Raw genomic sequence first — 21664 nt, 5'->3', positions numbered from 1 at the left:
CGGCCCCCGGCGAAGTTTAGTCAGTCAGTGCCGCCGGCCTGCGTAGCGAGTTTGAAAGACGAGTGTAGTATGGCGTGTGCGGTCGGGACGTTCGATGACGTCACCCCTCTTGGCAGATCTGCTTTCCGTTGGCGCAGATCTCGCGGTTTCATTTGCGGTGTTGTTGGCGCCGGATTTCTGACCTCGACATGGCTGATCGCGACCTTCGCGACGATGCACTTGATCGCCACTCCCTATTCTCCGTCGGATCGCCTGGCAGAGGTCGGCACTGTGCCGAAGGTGGCGCCGTCACCGCGCCATGAGAGGCTGATCCATGTCGGCAAGGCCGACCGGCTTGCCGCCTTCGATGCGAAGCCGGCGATACCGCTGACGGCGAGCCTCATTCAATCCCATGCCGAAAAGACCGCCGCCGCAGCAACGGCGCTAGCGGCTCTTACAAAAAACAGTCGGCTCACCATGGCCGCCGAGCAACCGGTCGTGGCCGCGATTTCCGACAGCGTCAAATTCCGCAAGGACGATGTCATCGCGCCGCCGGTCGAACTCGCCTCGGCAGAGACGGATGAAGACGACGGCGACCGGATCATCGTTCCCTCAAAGGAGGCCGTCGCCGCAGCCGAACTCCCGGCCCTGCTTGCGCTTGCCGATGCCGGATCCCGGCAAATCGCGCCGGCTCCGGTCGAGCCGACCGCATCTCCTGTCAAAACGGCCTCAATTCCCGCATCGGAACCCGCACCGGTGGTCGTTGCCGCCGCGGACGACGCGCCGCCCTTCGATCTCGTGCTGGCGCCGGACGAAGGTTCCGTGCCGCTGCCGATGGCACGTCCTGATGGCCTCATCGGCAAACCGGCACTGGCCTCCAAGGGTTCGCAGCGCGCTGGCGAGCCTGCACTTGCCTATGCCCAGCCGAACTCGCCGATCGAGGATGACGAGGACGACGCAGTGCCGCGCTACGACAAGCCGGTCTTCTCGCCGAAGCTGCGCGCAGGCGTGGCGATCTACGATATCGAAAACAGCACCGTCTATCTGCCGAACGGCGAACGGCTCGAGGCCCATTCCGGGCTCGGCAAGATGCGCGACAACCCGCGTTACGTGAACAAGAAGATGCGCGGACCAACGCCGCCGCACACCTATGTCCTCACCATACGCGAGAGCCTTTTCCATGGGGTCGAGGCGCTGCGGCTGACGCCGGTCCAGGGTTCGGACGCCATCTATGACCGTGTCGGCCTTCTCGCCCATACCTATATGCTCGGCAAGAACGGCGATTCCAACGGCTGCGTCTCCTTCAAGGACTACCGCCGTTTCCTCGCTGCCTACAAGCGCGGCGACATCAAGCAGCTCGTGGTGGTGCCGCGGCTGAATAACAAACCGTCCTCGACGTTCGCTTCGCTGTTTTCGTCGCGCAGCTGACGATAGGAGAGTGCACTGCCGCTTGCCCGGTCGTGAGCGCTACTTCAACCAGGCTGCGATTCGCTCCACCGCCTCGGCGATCTCCGCTTGCGAGCCCGCATAGGACAGACGCAGCGTTCGATTTCCCTCCAGCGGATCAAAATCCAGACCGGGTGTTGCGGCGACGTCGATTTCCGCGAGCATGCGTTTGGCAAAGCCCATGCTGTCATTGGTGAAGCGGGTGACGTCGAGATAGGCATAGAAGGCGCCGTCCATTGGCGAGGCGATAGAAAGGCCGATCTGCGGCAGTCGCCGCATCAGCAAATCACGATTGGCGGCATAGCTTGCCTTATAACGATCGAGTTCGGCGCCAGCGCCAAGAGCGGCCGTGGCGGCAATCTGGGAGAGCTCGGGCGGGGAGATATAGAGGCTCTGCGCCACCCGCTCGATCGGCCGCACCAAGCGCTCGGGAAGCACCATCCAGCCGATTCGCCAGCCGGTCATGCAATAATATTTGGAGAAGGAGTTGATGACGATCGCCTCGTCGGTCAGTTCGAGCGCGCTTGCCTCCTCGCCGGCGAAGGTCAGCCCGTGGTAGATTTCATCGGAGATGAAGGCGATGGAATGGGCTGCGCAATAATCCACAAGCGCCTTCAGCCCATCGCGGCCAGTCACCGTGCCGGTCGGGTTGGCCGGGCTTGCGAGCAGCACGCCTTTCAACGTGATGCCGCTTTCCTTCTGCGCCGCTTCGAGGCTTTGCGGCGTCAGGGTGAAGTGGGTCTCGGCCGTTACGCGCACTTCGAGAACCTTCAGGCCGAGTGCGCCGAGGATATTGCGGTAGGCGGGATAACCGGGTCTTGCGATCGCCACCGCGTCACCTGCATCGAAGAGCGACAGGAAGGCGAGATTGAAGCCCGCCGAGGAACCAGTGGTGATGGCGATACGCGTGGGATCAATCTCCAAGCCGTGGCGATCCTTGTAGTGCCAGGCGAGCGCCGATTTCAGCCGTGCCGTCCCCAGCGCATCGGTATAGCCGATCCGGCCTTCGACAAGGGCTGTGCGCGCCGCTTCGAGTGCCGCTTGGGGTGCCGGATGCGAGGGCTGACCGACCGCCATCGAGATCACGGGATGACCGGCCGCACGCCGCTTCGTCGCCTCCGCCAAGACGTCCATGGCGTGAAAAGGCTCGACTTCGCTGCGTTTCGATATGGAAAACAAGATCGTTTCTCGCTCAGCTTCTTCAATGGTGGCCCGACAATTGCCGCATTAATCGGCTCATCACAATCCCGCGAGGGCCGCGCGGGGATGAAAAATTCCTGTTTGAGCAGAACCGAACGCACCGTACCTTGACGCGACGCATTCAAGTCCATTAACCCGGCGACCGTCTTCTCGACAAAGAGACGACCACACCGCCGATGACGAGGATATCATGGCATTCTTCCCGAAGACCTTCACCGCTCTGGCGCTTGCCGCATCGATCGCCCTTCCGCTTCCGGCGGCAGCGCTCGACGACCAGCAGAAGAAGGAGTTCGGCGAATTCATCAAGCAATACCTGATCGAAAATCCTGAGATCATGCTCGAAGTCCAGGATGCGCTGCAGAAGAAGCAGGAAGCCCAGCGGTTGGTGAAAGCCAATATGGCGATCGAAGAGAACACTACCGACATCTTCGAATCGAAGAACGACGTTACGCTCGGCAATCCCAAGGGCGATGTGACGGTCGTCGAGTTCTTCGATTATAATTGCAGCTACTGCCGGCATGCGCTTCCCGACATGCAGGCGATGCTGAAGAAGGACAAGAACGTCCGTTTCGTCCTCAAGGAGTTTCCAATCCTCGGGCCGGATTCAGTTGCCGCCCACAAGGTGGCCGACGCTTTCGGCAAGCTGGCACCGGAGAAATATGCCGATTTCCACGTCGCCCTTCTCGGCACCGAAGGCCGCGCCTCTGACGAAACAGCGATCGCGGTCGCCGCTTCGCTCGGCGTCAGCGAGGACAAGATCCGCGCCGAGATGGCAAAGAGCCCGAATGACGGTATCGTCCAGGCGACCTACCAGCTCGCCTCCAGTCTCGGCATCAGCGGCACGCCATCTTATGTGATCGGCAACGAACTGGTGCCGGGCGCCGTCGGGCTCGACGATCTCGAAGCCAAGGTCAAGAACATGCGCAGCTGCGGCAAGACCGCCTGCTGAGCAAACCAAAGCGCGTCGCAATCTTTCAGATTGCACTCCTCGCGCTTTAGATATTTATCTTTGCGCATGTCGTTATCGCAAAACCGCTGCGCACTTTTGCGCGACATGCTTGAGCGACCGGCCGCCCATCAAATCGCCAAAATCGAAGTGTTTCAACCATGTGGACAAATGTGGCGTGATTGCCGCTGGCCAATCTGTAAGGGCTTTCATTCAGCCTTCGCGGAGTCTATAGGTTGCCGTCGTACATTTTACGGAACATTCGATGACGCAAACGATTTTTGTCCTGAACGGCCCCAACCTGAACATGCTGGGCAAACGAGAGCCCGGCATTTATGGCGGCAAGACACTCAAGGACATCGAGGCAGACTGTAAGGCCGCCGGCCGTGAACTCGGCCTCGATATCGATTTCCGTCAGAGCAACCACGAAGGCGCGCTTGTGGACTGGTTCCATGAGGCAGACGAAAAGGCCGCCGGCGTTGCCATCAATGCAGGCGCCTATACGCATACATCGGTCGCGCTGCATGATGCGATCCGCGCTATTTCCATTCCCGTCATCGAGCTCCACATATCCAACGTGCATGCACGGGAAGAATTCCGCCACAAGTCGATGATCGCGCCGGCATGCAAGGGCGTGATCTGCGGCTTCGGGCCTCACAGCTACATCCTGGCGCTCCACGCGCTGAAGAACATCACGGCATAAGAAAAAGACAGGGCAACACCATGGCTGAAAAGAAATCGGGTATCGACCAGGCACTGATCCGCGATCTCGCCAATATTCTGAACGAAACGGATCTGACGGAGATCGAGGTCGAGCAGGATGACCTGCGCATCCGCGTTTCGCGCGCTGGCACGCCGCAATATGTCCAGGCGCCGATCGCAGCACCGGCCTTTGCCGCAGCCGCGGCTCCGGCAGCTGCTGCCGCGCCGGCCGCAGCTCCCAGCCGCAACCCGGCCAATGTCGTCAATGCACCGATGGTGGGCACCGTCTACATGGCGCCGGCTCCGGGCGCGCGTCCGTTCATCGAAGTCGGCGCAACCGTCAAGGAAGGCCAGACGCTCATCATCATCGAAGCGATGAAGACGATGAACCAGATCCCTTCGCCGAAGTCAGGCAAGGTGACCGAGATCCTCGTCGATGACGGACATCCCGTCGAATACGGCCAAGCCCTCGTCGTCATCGAATAGGCCGATGCCCATGATTTCGAAAATCCTCATCGCCAATCGCGGGGAAATCGCCCTTCGCGTGCTCCGGGCCTGCAAGGAGCTCGGCATCGCCTGCGTCGCGGTTCATTCCACTGCCGACGCTGATGCCATGCATGTGCGCCTTGCCGACGAAAGTGTGTGCATCGGTCCGCCCTCCTCGCGCGAGAGCTATCTCAACATCCACCAGATCGTCGCCGCCTGCGAGATCACCGGCGCTGATGCCGTGCATCCAGGCTACGGCTTTCTGTCGGAAAATGCCAAGTTCGCCGATATCCTCGAAGCCCACGGCATCACCTTCATCGGGCCGACGGCGGACCACATCCGCATCATGGGCGACAAGATCACCGCCAAGACGACGGCGCTGGAACTCGGCATTCCCGTCGTTCCGGGTTCGGACGGCGAAGTGAAGAGCGAAGAGGATGCGCTGAAGACGGCCGCCGAAATCGGTTATCCCGTGCTGATCAAGGCAACGGCCGGCGGCGGCGGACGCGGCATGAAGGTCGCCAAGAGCGAGGCCGACCTGATCGAGGCCTGGTCGACGGCGCGCACCGAAGCGGCAGCCGCCTTCGGCAATGATGCCGTCTACATGGAAAAATATCTCGGCAAGCCGCGCCACATCGAAATCCAGGTGTTCGGCGACGGCGAAGGCAATGCCATCCATCTCGGCGAGCGCGACTGCTCGCTGCAGCGGCGCCATCAGAAGGTCTGGGAAGAGGCGAATTCGCCGGCACTCAACGTCGAGCAGCGCATGAAGATCGGCCAGGTCTGCGCCGACGCCATGAAGAAGCTGAAATATCGCGGCGCCGGGACGATCGAATTCCTCTACGAAAACGGCGAGTTCTATTTCATCGAAATGAACACCCGCCTGCAGGTGGAGCATCCGATCACCGAAGCAATCACCGGCATCGACCTCGTGCACGAGCAAATCCGCGTCGCTTCCGGCGGCGGTCTCTCGGTGACACAGGATGAAGTGCATTTTTCCGGTCACGCCATCGAGTGCCGTATCAATGCCGAGCACCCGCGCACGTTCGTGCCTTCGCCCGGCACGATCACGCATTTCCACGCGCCGGGCGGCCTCGGCGTGCGCATCGATTCCGGCGCCTATCAGGGCTACAAGATCCCGCCCTATTACGACAGCCTCATCGGCAAGCTGATCGTGCACGGCCGTACCCGCGTCGAATGCATGATGCGCCTGCGCCGGGCGCTCGACGAATTTGTCGTCGACGGCATCAATACGACGCTGCCGCTTTTCCAGGATCTCGTTTCCAACCAGGATATCGCCAACGGCGACTACGACATCCACTGGCTGGAAGACTACCTCGCCAACACACCGGCGGCATAGGACAGGAATGGCAGGATCGCGCAGGAAGTCACCAGGCATAACCCCTGACATTCTCCTGCGCGCCTATTCCATCGGCCTCTTCCCGATGGCCGAATCCGCCGACGACCCGGAGATCTTCTGGGTCGAACCGGAACTGCGCGGCGTGTTGCCGTTCGACCATTTCCATGTGTCGAAAAGCCTTGCCAAGACGGTGCGCAAGAAACCCTTCGAGATCCGTTTCGATCACGCTTTCGATCAGGTCATCGCTGCCTGCGCGGAGGAAACTTCCGGGCGCCCGAGCACCTGGATCAACAGGACGATCAGATCGCTTTATTCGACGCTCTTCGACATGGGCCATGCCCATACCGTCGAAGCCTGGGAGGGCGATCAACTGGTCGGCGGCCTCTACGGCGTCTCGCTCGGATCGGCCTTCTTCGGCGAGAGCATGTTTTCGCGCCGGACGGATGCCTCGAAGATCTGCCTCGTGCATCTGGTCGACCGGCTGCGGGAAAGGGGCTTCACCCTGCTCGACACCCAGTTCACCACCGAGCACCTGAAAACATTCGGAGCGATCGACGTTCCGAAGGCCGATTACGCCGCGATGCTTGCTGCGGCGATGGAATCGCCGCACCTGGCTTTCTGACGATCATTATCCGACGGAGGTTTGATCGAGCGGGACGATCCTCCGAGATGATCCTGCGGATGGCACATGAGGATCAGGCGCATAGGGAGATGCCAGCCTAACGAAGATGCAGCTATTTCGGCTTGGCACCGTCAGGAGCCGGGACATCCGAGTTTGCCTTGCAGTCTTTCAGCCAGACGTCGTAGATCGGGTGCTCGACGGCGTTGAGGCCGGGGCTGGCGGCGAACATCCAGCCGGTGAAGATGCGGCGAATCTTGCGGTCGAGGGTGATCTCGTCGACCTCGACGAAACCGTCGATCTTCTGTGCTTCCGACTGGTCGCGCGAATAACAGGCCTTCGGTGTCACCTGCAGCGCACCGAACTGTACCGTCTCGTTGACATAGACATCGAAGGTCGTGATGCGGCCGGTGATCTTGTCGAGGCCGGAAAAGACGGCTACCGGATTTTCGATGCGTGCGGCATGTGCCGCAACTGGCGGAAGCAGGGCCGAGAGCGCCAGCAGCGATCCGGCGGCACGCAGGACCATGTTCCGCGTGAAGAGCTTCATATGTACCCGTCTCCAGACATTTTCAGTTCACGGCCGCGGTCAAGCGCGGCCAACCTGCGGGTAAAGGTCAATTGTGGCCAAAAGCCGGGTCTTGAGATCGCCCGGTCGGGCCGTCTCAGTTGCCCGGCGTCCAGGCGTCGTAATCGCCGGTGACGCGCGGACGTTCGCCCGGAACGGCGATGGAGCCCGGCGGACGATAGGCCTGCGGCGAACCGGTATGGTTGGGCCGGTGCGACTTCTGCCAATCCTTGGCGACGTAGTTTTCCTTGGACGGGGGAACATCGGTGCGATGATGCATCCAGCCATGCCAGCCCGGCGGAATGGCGGAGGCTTCGGCATAACCCTTGTAGATCACCCAACGCTTCGGCAGACCGTAGGAGGACATGCCGCCTTCGTAGTAGACGTTGCCGAATTCATCCTCGCCGACGCGCTTGCCAAAACGCCAGGTCGCAAAACGCGTGCCCATCGTCTGACCGTTCCACCAGGTAAAGGTCTGAACCAGAAGATTCCACATGTCTTTTCCTTGTGCCCGCCAGATGCGAGCCAAACCAGAATTCGTTTCCTCGCTTATGCCGTCGCCAAACCGAATTGTCCAGCGATTCCACGACAGCCACGGGTCATTTCAAAGCCATCTTGAAGCCCAGATGGGAGGGCTTGAAGCCCAGCCTTTCGTAGAAACGATGGGCATCCTTGCGTATCGCATTCGAGGTCAACGCAACCCGCCCGATACCGCGGCCTTTTGCCTCGGCAATGGCGAATTCGATCATCAGTCCGCCGACCCCCTGCCCGCGCATATCGGCGCGCGTCTGCACCGCCTCGATGATCATCGCCGAGGAGCCACGGCCGGTGAGCGAGGTCGTCACCATCGTCTGAAACGTGCCGACGACCTCGCCGCCACGCTCTGCAACGTAAAGTGTCTGGTCGGGCGAAGCCTCGATGACGGCGAAGGCGCTGAGATAATCCGGGAAGGCTTCAGGTTCCGTGGTATCGCCGTGACCGCCGAGTGCGTCGGCGGCAAACATAGCCACCAGCGCCGGCAGATCTTCCCGGCGCGCCGGACGAATGAGAATGTCGGGCAACTCGACCGCCACAGTCTCAATGCCCTTCGAGTGGTTTTTCGAAGATCAGCGCCGGAATGCCGGATTGTCCGGCTCCGCTATTCTCGTTACGTCCGACCTCGGTGAAGCCATGCGTGCGATAGAAGGCGATCGCCGCAGCGTTTTGCGGTTCAACTTCGAGACGCATGATCTCCGCATCCGGAAAGCAGGTTTCGAGTTCGGCGAAGATGTCGCGGCCGATACCCTGGCGCTGCAGCGCCGGCCTGACATAGAGGAGATGCAGCATGACGGTCTTCGTCAACGCCTGCGACATTGCCGCATACCCCATGCCGCCGATATTGCGGCCTTCATCGGCAACGAGGAATTCGGCATCCTTTCGCACCAGGCGCGCCTTCAGCGCTGCCGGCGAAAAGAGATGGGCGATCAGATCCTCCACCCTGGCTCTGCCATGCAGGCTGTCATAGCTGGCATGAAAGCTCTCCACTAGCAGCGCGCGGACCTTCTCCAGGTCGCGCTCGCCGGCAGTGCGGACGAAATACACCGCTTATTCCTCGATGCCGAGCTTCGCCTTGACGAGGGCCTGGACAGCCTGCGGATTGGCCTTGCCGCCGGTCGCCTTCATCACCTGTCCGACGAACCATGCCGCCATGGTCGGCTTCGCCTTGACCTTGGCGACCTGGTCAGGATTGGCGGCGATGATCTCGTCCACGGCCTTTTCGATTGCGCCGGTATCCGTCACCTGCTTCATGCCACGCGCTTCGACGATCTCGGCGGGATCGCCGCCCTCGTTGAGCACGATCTCGAAGAGATCCTTGGCGATCTTGCCGGAGATGGTTTCGGCCTTGATGAGATCGATGATGGCGCCGAGCTGGGCCGGCGAAACCGGGGTCTGCTCGATGTCCTTGCCGGTGCGGTTCAGTGCGCCGAGCAGATCGTTGATCACCCAGTTGGCGGCCATCTTGCCGTCACGGCCTGCGGCGACGGCTTCGTAATAATCGGCGATCGCCTTTTCGGAAACGAGCACCGAGGCGTCGTAGATCGACAGGCCGAGCTCGCGCACGAAGCGCTCTTTCTTGTCGTCGGGCAGCTCCGGCAGATGCACTTCGAGCGCCTTGATGAAGGCATCGTCGAATTCGAGCGGCAGCAGATCCGGATCGGGGAAATAACGATAGTCGTGCGCATCCTCCTTGGAGCGCATCGAACGCGTCTCGCCCTTGCCCGGATCGAACAGGCGGGTCTCCTGATCGATCTTGCCGCCCTCCTCCAGAATGCCGATCTGGCGGCGGGCTTCATATTCGATCGCCTGACCGATGAAGCGGATGGAATTGACGTTCTTGATCTCGCAGCGCGTGCCGAAATCTTCGCCCGGCCGGCGGACGGAGACGTTGACGTCGGCGCGCATCGAACCTTCGTCCATGTTGCCGTCGCAGGTGCCGAGATAGCGCACGATCGAACGCAGCTTGGTCATATAGGCCTTGGCCTCGTCGGACGAGCGCATGTCGGGTTTGGAGACGATCTCCATCAGCGCGACACCGGAACGGTTGAGGTCGACGTAGGACATGGTGGCGTGCTGATCGTGCATCGACTTGCCGGCATCCTGTTCCAGGTGCAGGCGCTCGATGCCGATCTCGATATCTTCGAACTGGCCCTGGCGGTCCGGCCCGAGCGAAATGACGATCTTGCCCTCGCCGACGATCGGATCCTTGAACTGCGAGATCTGATAGCCCTGCGGCAGGTCGGGATAGAAATAGTTCTTGCGATCAAAGAGAGAGCGCTTGTTGATCTGGGCTTTCAGGCCGAGGCCGGTGCGAACCGCCTGCTTGACGCATTCCTCGTTGATCACGGGCAGCATGCCGGGCATGGCGGCGTCGACCAGCGAGACGTTCGAATTCTGCGGCTTGCCGAATTCCGTCGAGGCGCCGGAGAAGAGCTTCGAATTGGACAGCACCTGGGCATGGACTTCCATGCCGACGATGACTTCCCAGTCGCCGGTGGCGCCGGGGATGAAGCGTTTCGGATCAGGCGTGCGGACGTCGACAAGGGTCATCTGATGCTCTTTGCAGGCTGTTCTTTTCCAATGGTGAGGTAAAGGAAATGGCGTGCCGGTGCAAGGCTTTCGCCGTGGCGCGCTTCGTGGTTTTGCCGTCCATTAACGGAGCCACGGTAGGGTTCTCCGATGACGATGATCGATATTATCAAATGGGCCTTGCTGTTTCTGGCGCTGAATCTCTCGGTATTCTCCATCTATTTCATGGACAAGCAGGCGGCGCGGTGCGGCAGGCGGCGCATCAGCGAGCGCACGCTTCTCATCCTTGCGCTGATCGGCGGCAGCCTTGGCGCGCTGGCTGCACAGCAGCTGCTGCGGCACAAGACGAGAAAGGAGCCGTTCCGGTCAATCCTGGCGGCGATCCTGATCCTGCACGGCGCACTGATTGCTGTGCTCGCCTTCTTGCCGCAATGGAGCCCTCTCCTTCTTCAGGATTTTTGAAGTATCAGAATTCCAGCCCATACGCACCTTGGTTATCCGAAACGAGCTGTTTCGTCAGTCCAACGGAGGGCACGTCGCGATCGAGCTTCGGATTGTAGGCGACCGAGAGCCAATGGATGCTGTAGCCGTGCTTCCGGAAGAAGCCGATCGCCTCGCTATTGCCGGAATGGGTCTGCATCGCCGCCTTCTCGAGGCCCTGATCGGCGATCTCCTTTTCGATGCGGACGAGAAGGGCCGAACCGAGACCCTGGCGGGTGAAGACGGGATCGATCCAGAAATCCGAGATGGTTTCGTCCAATCCCTCGCGCGCCGCCCAGCCTGCGACCTGGCCGTTCTGCTCGACGACGGTGATGGTCAGCCAGTCGTTTTCCACGAAGTTCCGAAAGGCGTTGCGCGCTGCATCGATCATCGCGTCCGATTCGCCGATCGACGCCATCGCATTTTGCCAGGCCCTCAGCCCGATCTCGCTCAATAGCTCCGCTTCACCGTCGCGGGCATTGCGAATGTGGATCAACGACACCTCCGCGTTACACCTCAACTAGACCATTGAGTCGCGGAATTTACCAGTACCTCCAAAGGGATGATCGGGCAAAAGTGAGGTTTTCGACTGGTTTTGAGCTGAGAACACGCTCTTGACCGAATTTTCCGGGCTGAATAATAAACCCTATCGAGGTGTTTTATGTTGAGCCTGCCTGAGACCCGGTAAAGGCCCTGCCCGCAAGTTCGCTTGCGCGCATGGGCCCGAAAAAACGAAGCCCTGACGTTCGAATGAGCGCCAGATCGTTTTTGTGCGCCCTGCCGGGCGCGACACCGGATCTCAACATATGGATATTTCTCGCACGGAGCAGCGCATCCTGCATCTCATGGCCCAAGGCGGCCGCATTGAAATTACCCGCGACGACGACAGGAAGATCGAGGCGGTCAGTTGCTTCACCCGCGACGGCTGGCTCTATCCCGGCGTCGACCTAGATCTCTTCCGCAGGCTGAAGCGCCTGAGGGCAATCAAGTCCTCAGGCGGCCAGCCATACCGGATCACCGAAAGAGGGCTGAGGTTGGTCAGGTCGCAGCTGAACAACAGGTAATCGTGGCACTCCTGATCGCGTCTCGAAGGGGCGCGGTCAGGGGACCTCAAGCTTTTGCAGAAAGTTCCGTCCGCATGGCTGACCACTCGTCGGCCATCGTGCCCGTGCCGCGCCTCTTGCCGGCGCGGCGATACCAGTAATCGGCATTCCAGTCGTCGCCCTCGATGCGATGGCAAAGCGCGTGGCCCCAGTCGAACGGCTGTTCGCCTTCGTGGCGCTGGCAGATGTCGTGGACCGCCTGCCACTCCACGCCCATAGTGAAACCGCCGGCAGAGAGGCGATCAAATGCCTCGATTAATCGCGCAAGATCATTGCTGGCCATAAGACCTCCTCCTGGTTCCTACTATCGGTCAGCCAACCGTTTCTCCAGATGCACCTTTTCAAGTTCGACACCCATGCTCTTTGAAAATTCGCGGCCGCGCCGGACGATGGTGAAGCCGCAGCGTTCGTAGAGGCGGATTGCGCCCTCATTCGCAGCATGCGTGTCGAGCCTGGCAGTCGGCAACCCCTCTGCCGCCATCAGCTCGCACAAATGAAGCAGGAGGGCCTGGCCGACGCCCTGGCCGTGATGATCGGGATGCACCCAGAGGTCGGACACATAGTTCGGTTGGTTTTCACGCGCCCCAGCCGACGATCGTCCCGCCCCGTTCGGCAACGAAGATCTCACCTTTCGTTTCCTCGGGAAAGATGGCGAACTCTTGCCGCACCCTGGTGATCACATCGGGATCGAGATAGCTGTCCTCGAAGGCATCGCTTGCGGCCCATGCCGCAAAGCCGACGGCGCCGACCGTTTTGTGGTCGGCAGCCGCTATTCTTCGGATCTTTAGATCCGTTACCACCACTTGGCCGGCGTAAACCGGCCGGCTGCCTGCTCGATGACGTGGGCGGTCTTGAAGAGGGTTTCCTCATCAAAGGGCTTGCCGATCAGCTGCAGGCCGAGCGGCAGGCCCTTGTGGTCGAGGCCAGCAGGCACGGCAATACCGGGCAGGCCCGCCATGTTGACCGTCACCGTGAAGATGTCGTTCAGGTACATCTTCACCGGATCGGCGGCGAGGTTCTCGTCGGCAACGCCGAAAGCCGACGACGGCGTTGCCGGCGTCAGGATGGCGTCGACGCCGGCGTCAAAGGCGAGTTCGAAATCGCGCTTGATCAATGTACGCACCTTTTGGGCGCGGATGTAATAGGCATCGTAATAGCCGGCCGACAGCACATAGGTGCCGATCATGATGCGGCGCTTGACTTCCTTGCCGAATCCCGCGGCGCGCGTCTTCTCATACATGTCGACGATATCCTTGCCGTCGACGCGCAGGCCGTAGCGCACGCCATCGTAACGTGCGAGGTTCGAGGATGCTTCGGCCGGAGCGACGATGTAATAGGCCGGAAGGGCGTATTTGGTGTGCGGCAGCGAGATGTCGACGATCTCGGCGCCGGCATCCTTCAGCCAGGCGATGCCCTGGCGCCAGAGGGTTTCGATCTCGTCGGGCATGCCATCAACACGGTATTCGTTCGGAATACCGATCTTCATGCCCTTCAGCGACTGGCCGAGAGCTGCTTCGTAATCCGGCACCGGCAGATCGACAGATGTCGTGTCCTTGGCGTCGACGCTTGCCATCGACTTCAAGAGGATGGCGGCATCGCGGACGTCACGGGCGATCGGGCCTGCCTGGTCGAGCGAGGAGGCAAAGGCGACGGTGCCCCAGCGCGAGCAGCGGCCATAGGTCGGCTTGATGCCGACGGTGCCGGTGAAAGCGGCCGGCTGGCGGATCGAGCCGCCGGTGTCGGTGGCGGTGGCGCCGGCGCAAAGATGCGCGGCGACGGCGGCGGCCGAACCGCCGGAGGAGCCGCCGGGCACGAGCTGCTGGTTGGAGCCTGCGGCGCGCCAGGGATTGATCACTGGGCCGTAATAGGATGTTTCATTCGACGAGCCCATGGCGAATTCATCCATGTTGAGCTTGCCGAGCATGACGGCGCCGTCATCCCAGAGGTTCTGCGTGACGGTCGATTCATAACGCGGCTCGAAACCGTCGAGAATATGGCTGCAGGCCTGGGTGTGGACACCGACGGTGGCAAAGAGATCCTTGATGCCGAGCGGAATGCCTTCGAGGTCACCGGCCTTGCCGGCGGCGATGCGCTCATCGGAGTTCTTCGCCATGACGCGGGCGAGATCCGGCGTGACCTTTATATAGGCATTCAGCCGGTCATTGGCCGCATCGATCACCGAGATATAGGCTTCGGTCAGTTCGATCGCGGTGATTTCCTTGCCGCGCAGTTTCTGGCGGGCTTCGGCAATGGTCAGGCTGGTGAGTTCGCTCATCGTGTTTTCGCTTCAGATCTGGAAATGGCAACAGGGTCGGAACGAGGCTTCGAAGCCTTATTCGACGACTTTCGGCACCAGGAAAAAATTGTGGTCGGTGACGGGCGCATTGGCGACGATATCGGCTGCCTTGCTGCCGTCGGTCACCGCGTCAGTCCGCTTCTTCATCGCCATCGGGGTCACCGAGGTCATCGCCTCGACGCCGTCGACATTCACTTCGGAGAGTTGCTCGACGAAGCCAAGGATGCCGTTCAGCTCGCCGACCATGCGATTTGCCTCGTCCTCGGAGACGGCAATACGGGCAAGGCGGGCGACGCGCTTTACGGTGGCAAGATCGACGGACATGGCATTCTCCGGATAGGATTTTTCCTACCCGCTATAAAGGCCATGTCCGCCGTGTGCAACGGGGTTTCGTCAGATCGACAGGCTCTCGGAAGGCTTGATCGCCTTCACTTCCGTCTCCGATCCCTCCATGCCGGCAACGAATTTTTCCGCCGTCTGATCGATGATCGGGAAGGTGCCGTAATGGCAGGGGATCGCGGTCTTGAAGTTGAAATAGCGCCGGCAGGCAAGTGCGGCCACCGCGCCGCCCATGGTGAAACGGTCGCCGACCGGCACGAAGCCGATATCAGGCTGGTGCAATTCGTTGATCAGCGCCATGTCGGAGAAGATGTCGGTATCGCCCATGGCAAGGATCGAGGCTTCGTCGTCGAAATGCAGCATCAGGCCGTTGGCGTTGCCGAGCGCGTGCGAGACGCCGTCCTCGGTGATCTGGGCGGAGGAGTGCAGCGCATTGGTGAAGGTCGCCGAGAAGCTGCCGAGCGCGATCGTGCCGCCGGTATTGCCCATCTCGATCTTGTCGATGCCCTTGGAGCCGAGCCAAGCGGCGAGATCGGCATTGGCGAGAACGACGGCGCCGGTTTCCTTGGCGAGTGCCACGGTATCGCCGACATGATCGCCATGGCCGTGCGTCAACAGGATGTGGGTGATGCCTGCAGACACATCCTTGATATCCTGGCCGGAAAAGGAGGCGTTATAGCTGAGGAATGGGTCGAGCAGGATCTTCGCCTTTGATGTCTCGATGCGGAAGGCGGAATGGCCGAGCCAGGTAATCTTCATGAAATGTCTCCTTTATTACGTGATGCAAAGCCGGTTTCGATGCCACATCAAAGAATGAGAGCATGATGTCGTCCGAAAACCGCTCACACTTTTCGGCGTCATGCCCTAAGGACATATCTTATGCGGCTCCAAAGAAAAGCGGCGGCGACTTCAATTTGTTTTGACGGGATGAAACGGCGATGACGGTGCTGACGATCGAGGAAATGGCCGAGACGCTCGCTCCGCGACAGGCAATTGCCGGCCTCGATCTCGGCACCAAAACGATCGGGCTGTCGATGTCCGATCTCGGACGGCGCTTCGCCACGCCGCGCACGGTGATCCGCCGCGTCAAGTTCACCATCGATGCGCAGGCGCTGCTCGACTTCGCACAATCGGAAAAGGTCGCAGGCTTTGTTATCGGCCTACCCATGAACATGGATGGATCAGCAGGTCCGCGCGTGCAGGCGACACGCGCCTTCGTGCGTAATATGGAGCAGAAGACGGCGCTGCCCTTCGTCTATTGGGATGAGCGGCTTTCGACGGTTGCGGCCGAACGGACGCTGCTCGAAATGGACGTCTCGCGCGCCAAGCGGGCCGAACGGATCGATTCTGCCGCGGCAAGCTTCATCCTTCAGGGCGCGCTCGACAGGCTTTCCTTGCTGGCAAGGTCTGATGGAGATGAATTCAACGCCTGACGCGCCTTCCACCAGGCAATGATCGACTTGCGCTTCCGCAAGCCAAGGATGGCGAAGACGACGAGGCTGTCGACCGCGATCGCGCGGGCAACGAGCGGCGGGATAGATTCCGGCGGAATGCCGAGCGCCTTGCCGTAAAGCTGGAACGTCAGGTCATGGACCTGCCGCGTGAACATGAAGATGCCGAAACTCATGTCGTAATAGGAGAGCCAGTACCATCCGCCCAGAAAGACGATGGGGCCGGCCCAGAAGATCAGAAACCACTTCATGCGGCCTCTCCTCCATGCTTGCGCGCCACGGGCAGATCGAGGGAGACCAACCAGGTCGACGATGCCATGATGCAAAGCACCAGCGTCGGAATTGCGATATCCAGCGCCAGGACTGCGAAAAACATCATCGCGGTCACCAGAAACGCGGCTTTAGCGATCTTGGTTCCCATGGGCGTCAACTCGGGCTCTACTCATACATCTCTGCTCACCGCCACACTGTCGGCTTAACCAGCCCCACGCAATGTAAACCATTTGTTAAGGTTAACGCGGCGCCCGCCCCCTGTGGATAGGGCAGGTATCAGCCGTAAACGCCACGCACGATGCGCTTCAGCGCCGTTGCCGCCTTCTCCCAGTCCTTGGATGTCTTCAACGACAGGCCGGCGCACTGCCCGCCGGCTGCGCCGGCAAGCACGAGGTGCTGGATCGCCGCGATGACGACGGCGTTGACGGCTGCCGCATCCACGCCCTTCGGCGGCGCCAGCGAGCCGCGCATACGCTCCAGCCAGAGAGCGAGCGCCTTCGAACGCGCTTCGGAGAGCCGCCTCACCTGCTCGGTTTTTTCAGAAATCTCCCAGGCGAGGATGCGGCGCATCAGCGGATCGGTTCTCAAGGCGTCGAGGAGGAGAAGCGACAGCCGCTCCATCAGGTCGCCATAGGTGAGCAGGAACATGCCGCCGGTGTCCTCCGGGATGCGATCCTTCACCCATGTGCCGACATCGGTGCCGATCGCCTCGACCAAGCCGTCGAGGCCGCCATAGTAGCGATAGATCAGCTGCTTGTCGCAACCGGCGCGGCGGGCAACCGCATTAATGCCGAAATTCTGGAAGCCTTCCTCGGCGAGCAGCCCCTTGGCGGCGGCAAGGATTGCGCGCTCGGTAGCGCTGCGATCACGCACGCGCCGTTCCGGCTCGCCGCCGACCCCGGGTGAATTTTCAAGATTTACGGCTTCATTCAGCATGATCGACCCTTCCCCGCTGTCACCAATCGGTGAGTAGCGGGGAGACTTCACGCAATCAATCCTATCCCTTTGGGAAGATTGTGGATATTCCAGCCGGACCGTTGATTGTCCGTCGAACGCATGTGGAAAGCTGCACGTTGGACTGATCGGATCCGTCCAGAAATCTCGTCCTGGCAGTTGATCGTGATGGACGAACCCGGCATAGCTGCATTATGAACAAATCTAACAATCTCCGCTAAGGCCCTGCAATGGTGAACTATATCGAAGCCTCTACTGCGCCCCCGAAGAATACGGGCGCCATCCGGCTTTATGACGCTGAAGCATTCGAGGGTATGCGCAGGGCATGTCAGCTGACCGCGCGCTGCCTCGATGCGCTTGCCGACATCGTCAAGCCCGGTCTATTGACTGATGAGATCGATCGGTTCGTCTTCGATTTCGGCATGGATCACGGCGCCTATCCGGCGACGCTGAACTATCGCGGCTACACCAAATCGACCTGCACCTCGATCAACCACGTCGTCTGCCATGGCATTCCCAACGACAAGCCGTTGCGTGACGGCGATATCGTCAATATCGACGTCACCTTCGTGCTCGACGGCTGGCACGGCGATTCCAGCCGGATGTATCCCGTCGGCGTCGTCAAGCGTGCTGCCGAGCGACTGCTCGAGGTCACCTATGAATCACTGATGCGCGGCATTGCCGCCGTCAGGCCCGGCGCTCGCACCGGCGCGATCGGCGAGGCGATCCAGACCTATGCGGAAGCCGAACGCTGTTCGGTGGTGCGCGATTTCTGCGGCCATGGCGTTGGCCGGCTGTTCCACGATTCGCCAAATATCCTGCATTACGGCCGCGCGAACGAGGGGCCGGAGCTGCGCGAAGGCATGATCTTCACCATCGAGCCGATGATCAACCTCGGCCGGCCGCATGTGAAGGTGCTGGCCGACGGCTGGACGGCGGTCACCCGCGACCGCTCGCTTTCGGCGCAATACGAACATACGGTCGGGGTCACCTCCGACGGCTGCGAGATCTTCACGCTGTCGCCTGGCGGGCTCGACCGCCCCGGCCTGCCGTCACACAACGGGTGACGGTCCGATGGCGAAGGGCCCCGTTTCGACATCTTCCGACGACGAGCTGCCCTTCCCAACGCAAGAGTCCCTTGCCGCCGACGAACGCTCGTTCTTTGGCGGACGGCCGCAAAAACCGTCCGCGCCGAATGCCAGGACCGCCCTGCCCGCCTCGCTTGCCGGCCAGGAGCATTATCACGGCCATCGCGAGCGATTGCGTGACCGCTTCCGGGAGCTCGGCGACACCGCGCTTGCCGACTACGAAATCCTCGAGCTCCTGCTTTTCCGCCTGATCCCGCGGCGCGACACCAAGCCGATCGCCAAGGCGCTGATCGAACGGTTCGGCTCGCTTTCGGGCGTCTTCGGCGCGCCGCCGACGCTGCTGATGGAAGTCAAAGGTGTCGGCGAGGCCGTGGCGCTCGATCTGAAGCTGATCTCGACTGTCGCCCACCGGACGCTGAAGAGCGAGCTCAGGAGCAAACAGGTCCTGTCTTCGTGGTCTTCGGTCATCCAGTATTGCCATGCCGCCATGGCGCATGAGACGCGCGAACAGTTCCGTATCCTCTTCCTCGACAAGCGCAATGTGCTGATCGCCGATGAGGTGCAGGGCCGCGGCACGGTCGACCATACGCCGGTCTATCCGCGCGAGGTGGTGAAACGCGCGCTCGAGCTTTCGGCAACGGCGATGATCCTCGTTCACAACCATCCCTCCGGCGACCCGACCCCATCGCGCGCCGACATCGACATGACGAAGGTGATCATCGATGCCGCCAAGGCGCTCGATATCACCGTCCACGACCACGTCATCATCGGCAGGGATGGCCATGTCAGCCTGAAGGGGCTGAAGCTGATCTGAAAGGCACAGGCCCGGCGGAATCGGCGGTCGTAAAACAATCTGTAACATTGACCGGCTAACGATGGACGGCCGACATTTTGCGTCGCAATATGATTCCTTTCCAATCCGGGGCTTGATGATGCTTCAGTACGATCTCGTTGTGGTGGGCAGCGGTCCCGCAGGGCGCCGCGGCGCGATCCAGGCGGCAAAACTCGGCAAGAAAGTGCTTGTCATCGAGCAGGGCAAACGCGTCGGCGGCGTGTCCGTGCATACCGGCACCATCCCTTCCAAAACGCTGCGCGAGACCGCGCTTAATCTTTCCGGCTGGCGCGAACGCGGCTTCTACGGCCGGTCTTACCGCGTCAAGGAAGAGATCAGTGCAGATGACCTGCGCCGCCGGCTGCTGATTACGCTTAACCACGAGGTCGAGGTGCTGGAACACCAATTCGCCCGCAACCGCGTGCAGCATATCCGCGGCAAGGCGAGCTTCATCGATGCGTCGACGCTGCAGGTGATCAAGGATGACGGCGAGACCACCCAGGTCACCGCCGCCAGCGTGCTGCTTGCCGTCGGCACAAAGCCGTTCCGCCCCGATTACATCCCCTTCGACGGCAAGACCGTTCTCGACAGCGACGAACTGCTCGACATCCAGGACCTGCCGCGATCAATGGTCGTCATCGGCGCCGGCGTCATCGGCATCGAATATGCGACGATCTTCAGCGCGCTCGACACGGCCGTCACCGTCATCGACCCGAAGGCGACGATGCTCGACTTCATCGACAAGGAAATCATCGAGGATTTTACCTACCAGCTGCGCGACCGCAACATGAAGCTGCTGCTCGGCCAGAAGGCCGACAAGGTGGAGAGGCTTGAAAACGGCAAGGTCGAGCTAACGCTCGACAGTGGCCGGCGCCTGACGACCGACATGGTGCTTTTCGCCGCCGGCCGCATGGGGGCGACTGATGCGCTGAACCTTCAGGCTATCGGCCTCGAAGCCGACAGCCGCGGCCGTCTCAAGGTCAATCCGGAAACCTTCCAGACATCGGTTGCCAACATCTATGCCGCCGGCGACGTCGTCGGCTTTCCGAGCCTTGCCTCGACCTCGATGGAACAGGGCCGCATCGCTGCCCGCGTCGCGGTCGGGGCGGTCGCCAAGGAGCCGCCGAAATATTTCCCCTATGGCATCTATGCCGTGCCGGAGATTTCGACCTGCGGCCTGACCGAAGAAGAGATGAAGGAGCGCGGCATTCCCTATGAATGCGGCATTGCCCGCTTCCGCGAGACGTCGCGCGGTCACATCATGGGCCTCGACACCGGGCTTTTGAAGCTGATCTTCTCGCTGAAGACCCGCCGCCTGCTCGGCGTGCATATCGTCGGCGAAGGTGCCACCGAGCTGGTCCATATCGGTCAAGCGGTGCTGAACCTCAAAGGCACGGTCGAATATTTCGTCGAGAACACTTTCAACTACCCGACGCTCGCCGAAGCCTACAAGATCGCTGGGCTCGATGCCTGGAACCGGATGGGCGACATCAAGTCAGAACTTTAAAACGCATCATGTAGACGGCGGAGCTGTCGTCTAAATCCGGCCGCCAAACGGAGCCCAATGACATTGCGCATCATTTCGCTGAACGCATGGGGCGGCAGGCTGCATGAGACCTTGATCGGCTATATCAGGCAAGCCGATCCGGATGTCCTGTGCCTGCAGGAAGTGCTGCGGGCGCCAGGTACGGGCGGCGGATGGTCGATCTATCGGGACGCGGGGCTGGAGCTGCCGCAGCGCGCCAATCTGTTTACTGAGATCGGCACCGCCCTGCCCGGCCACGACGGCTTCTTCTGCCCGACCTCGAGAGGCGAGCTTTTCGATGGCGATACCGCGATTGCCGCCGAATTCGGGCTGGCGACCTTCGTGCGCAAAACGCATTCCCTCATCGCAGAGGGGCTGGACTTCGTGCACGGCCGTTTTTCCGCCGATGGCTGGGGCGAACATCCGCGGCCGCGAAACGCCCATTGCATCCGCCTCTTCAGCCATGAGCACGCTTCTACCGTGACCATCGCCCACATGCATGGCCTGCGCGATCCCGCAGGCAAGGGCGATACCGCAGCGCGCAAAGAGCAGGCCGAGGCGCTGGTCAGGCTCATCGAGCGCGTCTGGCCCGGCGGCGAAAATCTCGTCGTCTGCGGCGATTTCAACGTGTTGCCTGACAGCGCGACCTTCACGATTCTCGCCAGACTCGGGCTTTCCGATCTGGTCACCGGAAACGGTCTTGTAGACACGCGAACCTCCTACTATCTGAAGCAAGGCCGCTTTGCCGACTACATGCTGGTGACGCCGGGGGTGAAGGTTGCCAAATTCGAGGTGGTCGAGGCGCCCGAAGTCTCCGACCATCGCGCATTGCTGCTCGATATCGGGTAGTATATTGAGGAGTGATACACTTCGCGAAGCGTTTGCGGGCCGTGCCGTTTTTTTACGCCTTAGTTTGACCTCCTAAATCGCATTGGTATGTCGTGCCTGTAT

The 21664-nt window shown here is 61.0% G+C and carries 27 protein-coding genes and 1 pseudogene; 13 read left to right on the top strand and 15 right to left on the bottom strand.

Annotated features, from left to right (window positions below; translation table 11 throughout):
• The first annotated feature begins 69 nt into the window (after positions 1 to 69).
• Positions 70 to 1407: a DUF2778 domain-containing protein gene (locus C3Y91_RS12085; RefSeq protein ID WP_130664485.1), complete on the top strand. Its 1338-nt coding sequence runs from the start codon at positions 70 to 72 to the stop codon at positions 1405 to 1407.
• Between the two features lie 39 nt (positions 1408 to 1446).
• Here the strand turns inward: C3Y91_RS12085 and C3Y91_RS12080 are convergent, their stop codons facing one another.
• Entirely contained in the window at positions 1447 to 2604 is a 1158-nt protein-coding gene (locus tag C3Y91_RS12080; protein WP_024320680.1) for a pyridoxal phosphate-dependent aminotransferase, read from the bottom strand.
• Positions 2605 to 2815: 211 nt separating this feature from the next.
• Here C3Y91_RS12080 and C3Y91_RS12075 point away from each other — a divergent pair, with 211 nt between their 5' ends.
• From C3Y91_RS12075 to aat, 5 genes are all read left to right on the top strand, one after another.
• The gene (locus C3Y91_RS12075) at positions 2816 to 3574 is read left to right on the top strand and encodes a DsbA family protein (protein WP_168575329.1); all 759 of its coding nucleotides are present in this window, start codon (positions 2816 to 2818) and stop codon (positions 3572 to 3574) included.
• A gap of 262 nt (positions 3575 to 3836) precedes the next feature.
• Positions 3837 to 4274, top strand: coding sequence for a type II 3-dehydroquinate dehydratase (gene aroQ, locus C3Y91_RS12070; protein WP_018073414.1), 438 nt, complete (start codon positions 3837 to 3839; stop codon positions 4272 to 4274).
• A gap of 20 nt (positions 4275 to 4294) precedes the next feature.
• A complete protein-coding gene (accB, locus tag C3Y91_RS12065) occupies positions 4295 to 4759 on the top strand; it encodes an acetyl-CoA carboxylase biotin carboxyl carrier protein (RefSeq protein ID WP_018073413.1) in 465 nt (154 codons plus the stop codon).
• 4 nt (positions 4760 to 4763) lie between these two features.
• Positions 4764 to 6119 carry an acetyl-CoA carboxylase biotin carboxylase subunit gene (gene accC, locus C3Y91_RS12060; protein WP_018073412.1) on the top strand — a complete coding sequence of 452 codons (1356 nt, stop codon included), beginning with the start codon at positions 4764 to 4766 and terminating at the stop codon, positions 6117 to 6119.
• Positions 6120 to 6126: 7 nt separating this feature from the next.
• A complete protein-coding gene (gene aat, locus C3Y91_RS12055) occupies positions 6127 to 6741 on the top strand; it encodes a leucyl/phenylalanyl-tRNA--protein transferase (protein ID WP_024320679.1) in 615 nt (204 codons plus the stop codon).
• 112 nt (positions 6742 to 6853) lie between these two features.
• On the opposite strand, the gene C3Y91_RS12050 is transcribed toward aat, so the two are convergent.
• The 5 genes from C3Y91_RS12050 to gatB all read right to left on the bottom strand — a co-directional run bounded on the left by C3Y91_RS12050 (position 6854) and on the right by gatB (position 10393).
• Positions 6854 to 7288 (bottom strand): DUF2155 domain-containing protein, encoded by a 435-nt coding sequence (locus C3Y91_RS12050; RefSeq protein WP_024320678.1) that lies wholly within the window; start codon positions 7286 to 7288, stop codon positions 6854 to 6856.
• Positions 7289 to 7403: 115 nt separating this feature from the next.
• On the bottom strand, positions 7404 to 7802 hold the full coding sequence (locus tag C3Y91_RS12045; RefSeq protein WP_018073408.1) for an NADH:ubiquinone oxidoreductase subunit NDUFA12: 399 nt from the start codon (positions 7800 to 7802) through the stop codon (positions 7404 to 7406).
• A gap of 103 nt (positions 7803 to 7905) precedes the next feature.
• Entirely contained in the window at positions 7906 to 8379 is a 474-nt protein-coding gene (locus tag C3Y91_RS12040; protein ID WP_018073407.1) for a GNAT family N-acetyltransferase, read from the bottom strand.
• 4 nt (positions 8380 to 8383) lie between these two features.
• Entirely contained in the window at positions 8384 to 8887 is a 504-nt protein-coding gene (locus tag C3Y91_RS12035) for a GNAT family N-acetyltransferase (protein ID WP_024320677.1), read from the bottom strand.
• Between the two features lie 3 nt (positions 8888 to 8890).
• The gene (gene gatB, locus C3Y91_RS12030; protein WP_024320676.1) at positions 8891 to 10393 is read right to left on the bottom strand and encodes an Asp-tRNA(Asn)/Glu-tRNA(Gln) amidotransferase subunit GatB; all 1503 of its coding nucleotides are present in this window, start codon (positions 10391 to 10393) and stop codon (positions 8891 to 8893) included.
• Positions 10394 to 10522: 129 nt separating this feature from the next.
• Between gatB and C3Y91_RS12025 the strand changes: the two genes are divergently transcribed.
• A complete protein-coding gene (locus C3Y91_RS12025; RefSeq protein WP_024320675.1) occupies positions 10523 to 10834 on the top strand; it encodes a DUF1294 domain-containing protein in 312 nt (103 codons plus the stop codon).
• Positions 10835 to 10838: 4 nt separating this feature from the next.
• On the opposite strand, the gene C3Y91_RS12020 is transcribed toward C3Y91_RS12025, so the two are convergent.
• Complete coding sequence (locus tag C3Y91_RS12020) at positions 10839 to 11348, bottom strand: GNAT family N-acetyltransferase (protein ID WP_024320674.1); 510 nt, start codon at positions 11346 to 11348, stop codon at positions 10839 to 10841.
• Positions 11349 to 11658: 310 nt separating this feature from the next.
• On the opposite strand from C3Y91_RS12020, the gene C3Y91_RS12015 reads away from it, so the two are divergent.
• Positions 11659 to 11916 carry a YjhX family toxin gene (locus C3Y91_RS12015; protein WP_011651684.1) on the top strand — a complete coding sequence of 86 codons (258 nt, stop codon included), beginning with the start codon at positions 11659 to 11661 and terminating at the stop codon, positions 11914 to 11916.
• A 46-nt stretch (positions 11917 to 11962) separates the two neighbouring features.
• On the opposite strand, the gene C3Y91_RS12010 is transcribed toward C3Y91_RS12015, so the two are convergent.
• From C3Y91_RS12010 to C3Y91_RS11990, 5 genes and pseudogenes are all read right to left on the bottom strand, one after another.
• A complete protein-coding gene (locus C3Y91_RS12010) occupies positions 11963 to 12238 on the bottom strand; it encodes a hypothetical protein (protein WP_130655289.1) in 276 nt (91 codons plus the stop codon).
• A 21-nt stretch (positions 12239 to 12259) separates the two neighbouring features.
• Positions 12260 to 12758: pseudogene (locus C3Y91_RS12005) on the bottom strand (GNAT family N-acetyltransferase).
• A complete protein-coding gene (gatA, locus tag C3Y91_RS12000) occupies positions 12749 to 14230 on the bottom strand; it encodes an Asp-tRNA(Asn)/Glu-tRNA(Gln) amidotransferase subunit GatA (protein WP_018073402.1) in 1482 nt (493 codons plus the stop codon). Before gatA ends, C3Y91_RS12005 begins: the two are co-directional and overlap by 10 nt.
• Before the next feature lie 57 nt (positions 14231 to 14287).
• On the bottom strand, positions 14288 to 14575 hold the full coding sequence (gatC, locus tag C3Y91_RS11995; protein ID WP_017964081.1) for an Asp-tRNA(Asn)/Glu-tRNA(Gln) amidotransferase subunit GatC: 288 nt from the start codon (positions 14573 to 14575) through the stop codon (positions 14288 to 14290).
• 69 nt (positions 14576 to 14644) lie between these two features.
• The gene (locus C3Y91_RS11990) at positions 14645 to 15349 is read right to left on the bottom strand and encodes a metal-dependent hydrolase (RefSeq protein ID WP_130717188.1); all 705 of its coding nucleotides are present in this window, start codon (positions 15347 to 15349) and stop codon (positions 14645 to 14647) included.
• Between the two features lie 179 nt (positions 15350 to 15528).
• On the opposite strand from C3Y91_RS11990, the gene ruvX reads away from it, so the two are divergent.
• Positions 15529 to 16023, top strand: a complete 495-nt coding sequence (gene ruvX, locus C3Y91_RS11985; RefSeq protein WP_018073400.1) for a Holliday junction resolvase RuvX — start codon at positions 15529 to 15531, stop codon at positions 16021 to 16023.
• Here ruvX and C3Y91_RS11980 read toward each other — a convergent pair.
• The 3 genes from C3Y91_RS11980 to C3Y91_RS11970 all read right to left on the bottom strand — a co-directional run bounded on the left by C3Y91_RS11980 (position 15960) and on the right by C3Y91_RS11970 (position 17250).
• Complete coding sequence (locus C3Y91_RS11980; protein ID WP_018073399.1) at positions 15960 to 16292, bottom strand: DUF6105 family protein; 333 nt, start codon at positions 16290 to 16292, stop codon at positions 15960 to 15962. The two genes, ruvX and C3Y91_RS11980, sit on opposite strands and share 64 nt — an antisense overlap.
• Positions 16289 to 16462 (bottom strand): hypothetical protein, encoded by a 174-nt coding sequence (locus C3Y91_RS11975; RefSeq protein ID WP_024320670.1) that lies wholly within the window; start codon positions 16460 to 16462, stop codon positions 16289 to 16291. The genes C3Y91_RS11980 and C3Y91_RS11975 overlap by 4 nt, the downstream gene beginning before the upstream one ends.
• 128 nt (positions 16463 to 16590) lie before the next feature.
• On the bottom strand, positions 16591 to 17250 hold the full coding sequence (locus tag C3Y91_RS11970; RefSeq protein ID WP_075223919.1) for a TetR/AcrR family transcriptional regulator: 660 nt from the start codon (positions 17248 to 17250) through the stop codon (positions 16591 to 16593).
• Positions 17251 to 17498: 248 nt separating this feature from the next.
• Here C3Y91_RS11970 and map point away from each other — a divergent pair, with 248 nt between their 5' ends.
• The 4 genes from map to C3Y91_RS11950 all read left to right on the top strand — a co-directional run bounded on the left by map (position 17499) and on the right by C3Y91_RS11950 (position 21562).
• On the top strand, positions 17499 to 18335 hold the full coding sequence (map, locus tag C3Y91_RS11965; protein WP_012757260.1) for a type I methionyl aminopeptidase: 837 nt from the start codon (positions 17499 to 17501) through the stop codon (positions 18333 to 18335).
• Between the two features lie 7 nt (positions 18336 to 18342).
• Positions 18343 to 19170 (top strand): RadC family protein, encoded by an 828-nt coding sequence (gene radC, locus C3Y91_RS11960; RefSeq protein ID WP_075223920.1) that lies wholly within the window; start codon positions 18343 to 18345, stop codon positions 19168 to 19170.
• A gap of 118 nt (positions 19171 to 19288) precedes the next feature.
• Positions 19289 to 20695: a Si-specific NAD(P)(+) transhydrogenase gene (sthA, locus tag C3Y91_RS11955; RefSeq protein WP_075223984.1), complete on the top strand. Its 1407-nt coding sequence runs from the start codon at positions 19289 to 19291 to the stop codon at positions 20693 to 20695.
• Between the two features lie 57 nt (positions 20696 to 20752).
• Positions 20753 to 21562 (top strand): endonuclease/exonuclease/phosphatase family protein, encoded by an 810-nt coding sequence (locus C3Y91_RS11950; RefSeq protein ID WP_174827014.1) that lies wholly within the window; start codon positions 20753 to 20755, stop codon positions 21560 to 21562.
• Positions 21563 to 21664 lie beyond the last annotated feature (102 nt).

Source organism: Rhizobium ruizarguesonis (genome assembly GCF_012349115.1).
In the GTDB taxonomy this organism is placed as follows: Bacteria; Pseudomonadota; Alphaproteobacteria; order Rhizobiales; family Rhizobiaceae; genus Rhizobium; species Rhizobium ruizarguesonis.
The sequence above is the reverse complement of the archived record's forward strand: the minus strand, read 5'-3'. Positions and strand labels throughout refer to the sequence as shown.

What these genes read in the sequence shown, in the direction of transcription:
- C3Y91_RS12085 (WP_130664485.1), top strand. Translation starts at nt 70, where the DNA reads ATGGCGTGTGCGGTCGGGACGTTCGATGACGTCACCCCTCTTGGCAGA.
- C3Y91_RS12075 (WP_168575329.1), top strand. Translation starts at nt 2,816, where the DNA reads ATGGCATTCTTCCCGAAGACCTTCACCGCTCTGGCGCTTGCCGCATCG.
- aroQ (WP_018073414.1), top strand. Translation starts at nt 3,837, where the DNA reads ATGACGCAAACGATTTTTGTCCTGAACGGCCCCAACCTGAACATGCTG.
- accB (WP_018073413.1), top strand. Translation starts at nt 4,295, where the DNA reads ATGGCTGAAAAGAAATCGGGTATCGACCAGGCACTGATCCGCGATCTC.
- accC (WP_018073412.1), top strand. Translation starts at nt 4,764, where the DNA reads ATGCCCATGATTTCGAAAATCCTCATCGCCAATCGCGGGGAAATCGCC.
- aat (WP_024320679.1), top strand. Translation starts at nt 6,127, where the DNA reads ATGGCAGGATCGCGCAGGAAGTCACCAGGCATAACCCCTGACATTCTC.
- C3Y91_RS12050 (WP_024320678.1), bottom strand. Translation starts at nt 7,288, where the DNA reads ATGAAGCTCTTCACGCGGAACATGGTCCTGCGTGCCGCCGGATCGCTG.
- C3Y91_RS12045 (WP_018073408.1), bottom strand. Translation starts at nt 7,802, where the DNA reads ATGTGGAATCTTCTGGTTCAGACCTTTACCTGGTGGAACGGTCAGACG.
- gatB (WP_024320676.1), bottom strand. Translation starts at nt 10,393, where the DNA reads ATGACCCTTGTCGACGTCCGCACGCCTGATCCGAAACGCTTCATCCCC.
- C3Y91_RS12025 (WP_024320675.1), top strand. Translation starts at nt 10,523, where the DNA reads ATGACGATGATCGATATTATCAAATGGGCCTTGCTGTTTCTGGCGCTG.
- C3Y91_RS12015 (WP_011651684.1), top strand. Translation starts at nt 11,659, where the DNA reads ATGGATATTTCTCGCACGGAGCAGCGCATCCTGCATCTCATGGCCCAA.
- C3Y91_RS12010 (WP_130655289.1), bottom strand. Translation starts at nt 12,238, where the DNA reads ATGGCCAGCAATGATCTTGCGCGATTAATCGAGGCATTTGATCGCCTC.
- gatA (WP_018073402.1), bottom strand. Translation starts at nt 14,230, where the DNA reads ATGAGCGAACTCACCAGCCTGACCATTGCCGAAGCCCGCCAGAAACTG.
- gatC (WP_017964081.1), bottom strand. Translation starts at nt 14,575, where the DNA reads ATGTCCGTCGATCTTGCCACCGTAAAGCGCGTCGCCCGCCTTGCCCGT.
- C3Y91_RS11990 (WP_130717188.1), bottom strand. Translation starts at nt 15,349, where the DNA reads ATGAAGATTACCTGGCTCGGCCATTCCGCCTTCCGCATCGAGACATCA.
- ruvX (WP_018073400.1), top strand. Translation starts at nt 15,529, where the DNA reads ATGACGGTGCTGACGATCGAGGAAATGGCCGAGACGCTCGCTCCGCGA.
- C3Y91_RS11980 (WP_018073399.1), bottom strand. Translation starts at nt 16,292, where the DNA reads ATGAAGTGGTTTCTGATCTTCTGGGCCGGCCCCATCGTCTTTCTGGGC.
- C3Y91_RS11975 (WP_024320670.1), bottom strand. Translation starts at nt 16,462, where the DNA reads ATGGGAACCAAGATCGCTAAAGCCGCGTTTCTGGTGACCGCGATGATG.
- C3Y91_RS11970 (WP_075223919.1), bottom strand. Translation starts at nt 17,250, where the DNA reads ATGCTGAATGAAGCCGTAAATCTTGAAAATTCACCCGGGGTCGGCGGC.
- map (WP_012757260.1), top strand. Translation starts at nt 17,499, where the DNA reads ATGGTGAACTATATCGAAGCCTCTACTGCGCCCCCGAAGAATACGGGC.
- radC (WP_075223920.1), top strand. Translation starts at nt 18,343, where the DNA reads ATGGCGAAGGGCCCCGTTTCGACATCTTCCGACGACGAGCTGCCCTTC.
- sthA (WP_075223984.1), top strand. Translation starts at nt 19,289, where the DNA reads ATGCTTCAGTACGATCTCGTTGTGGTGGGCAGCGGTCCCGCAGGGCGC.
- C3Y91_RS11950 (WP_174827014.1), top strand. Translation starts at nt 20,753, where the DNA reads ATGACATTGCGCATCATTTCGCTGAACGCATGGGGCGGCAGGCTGCAT.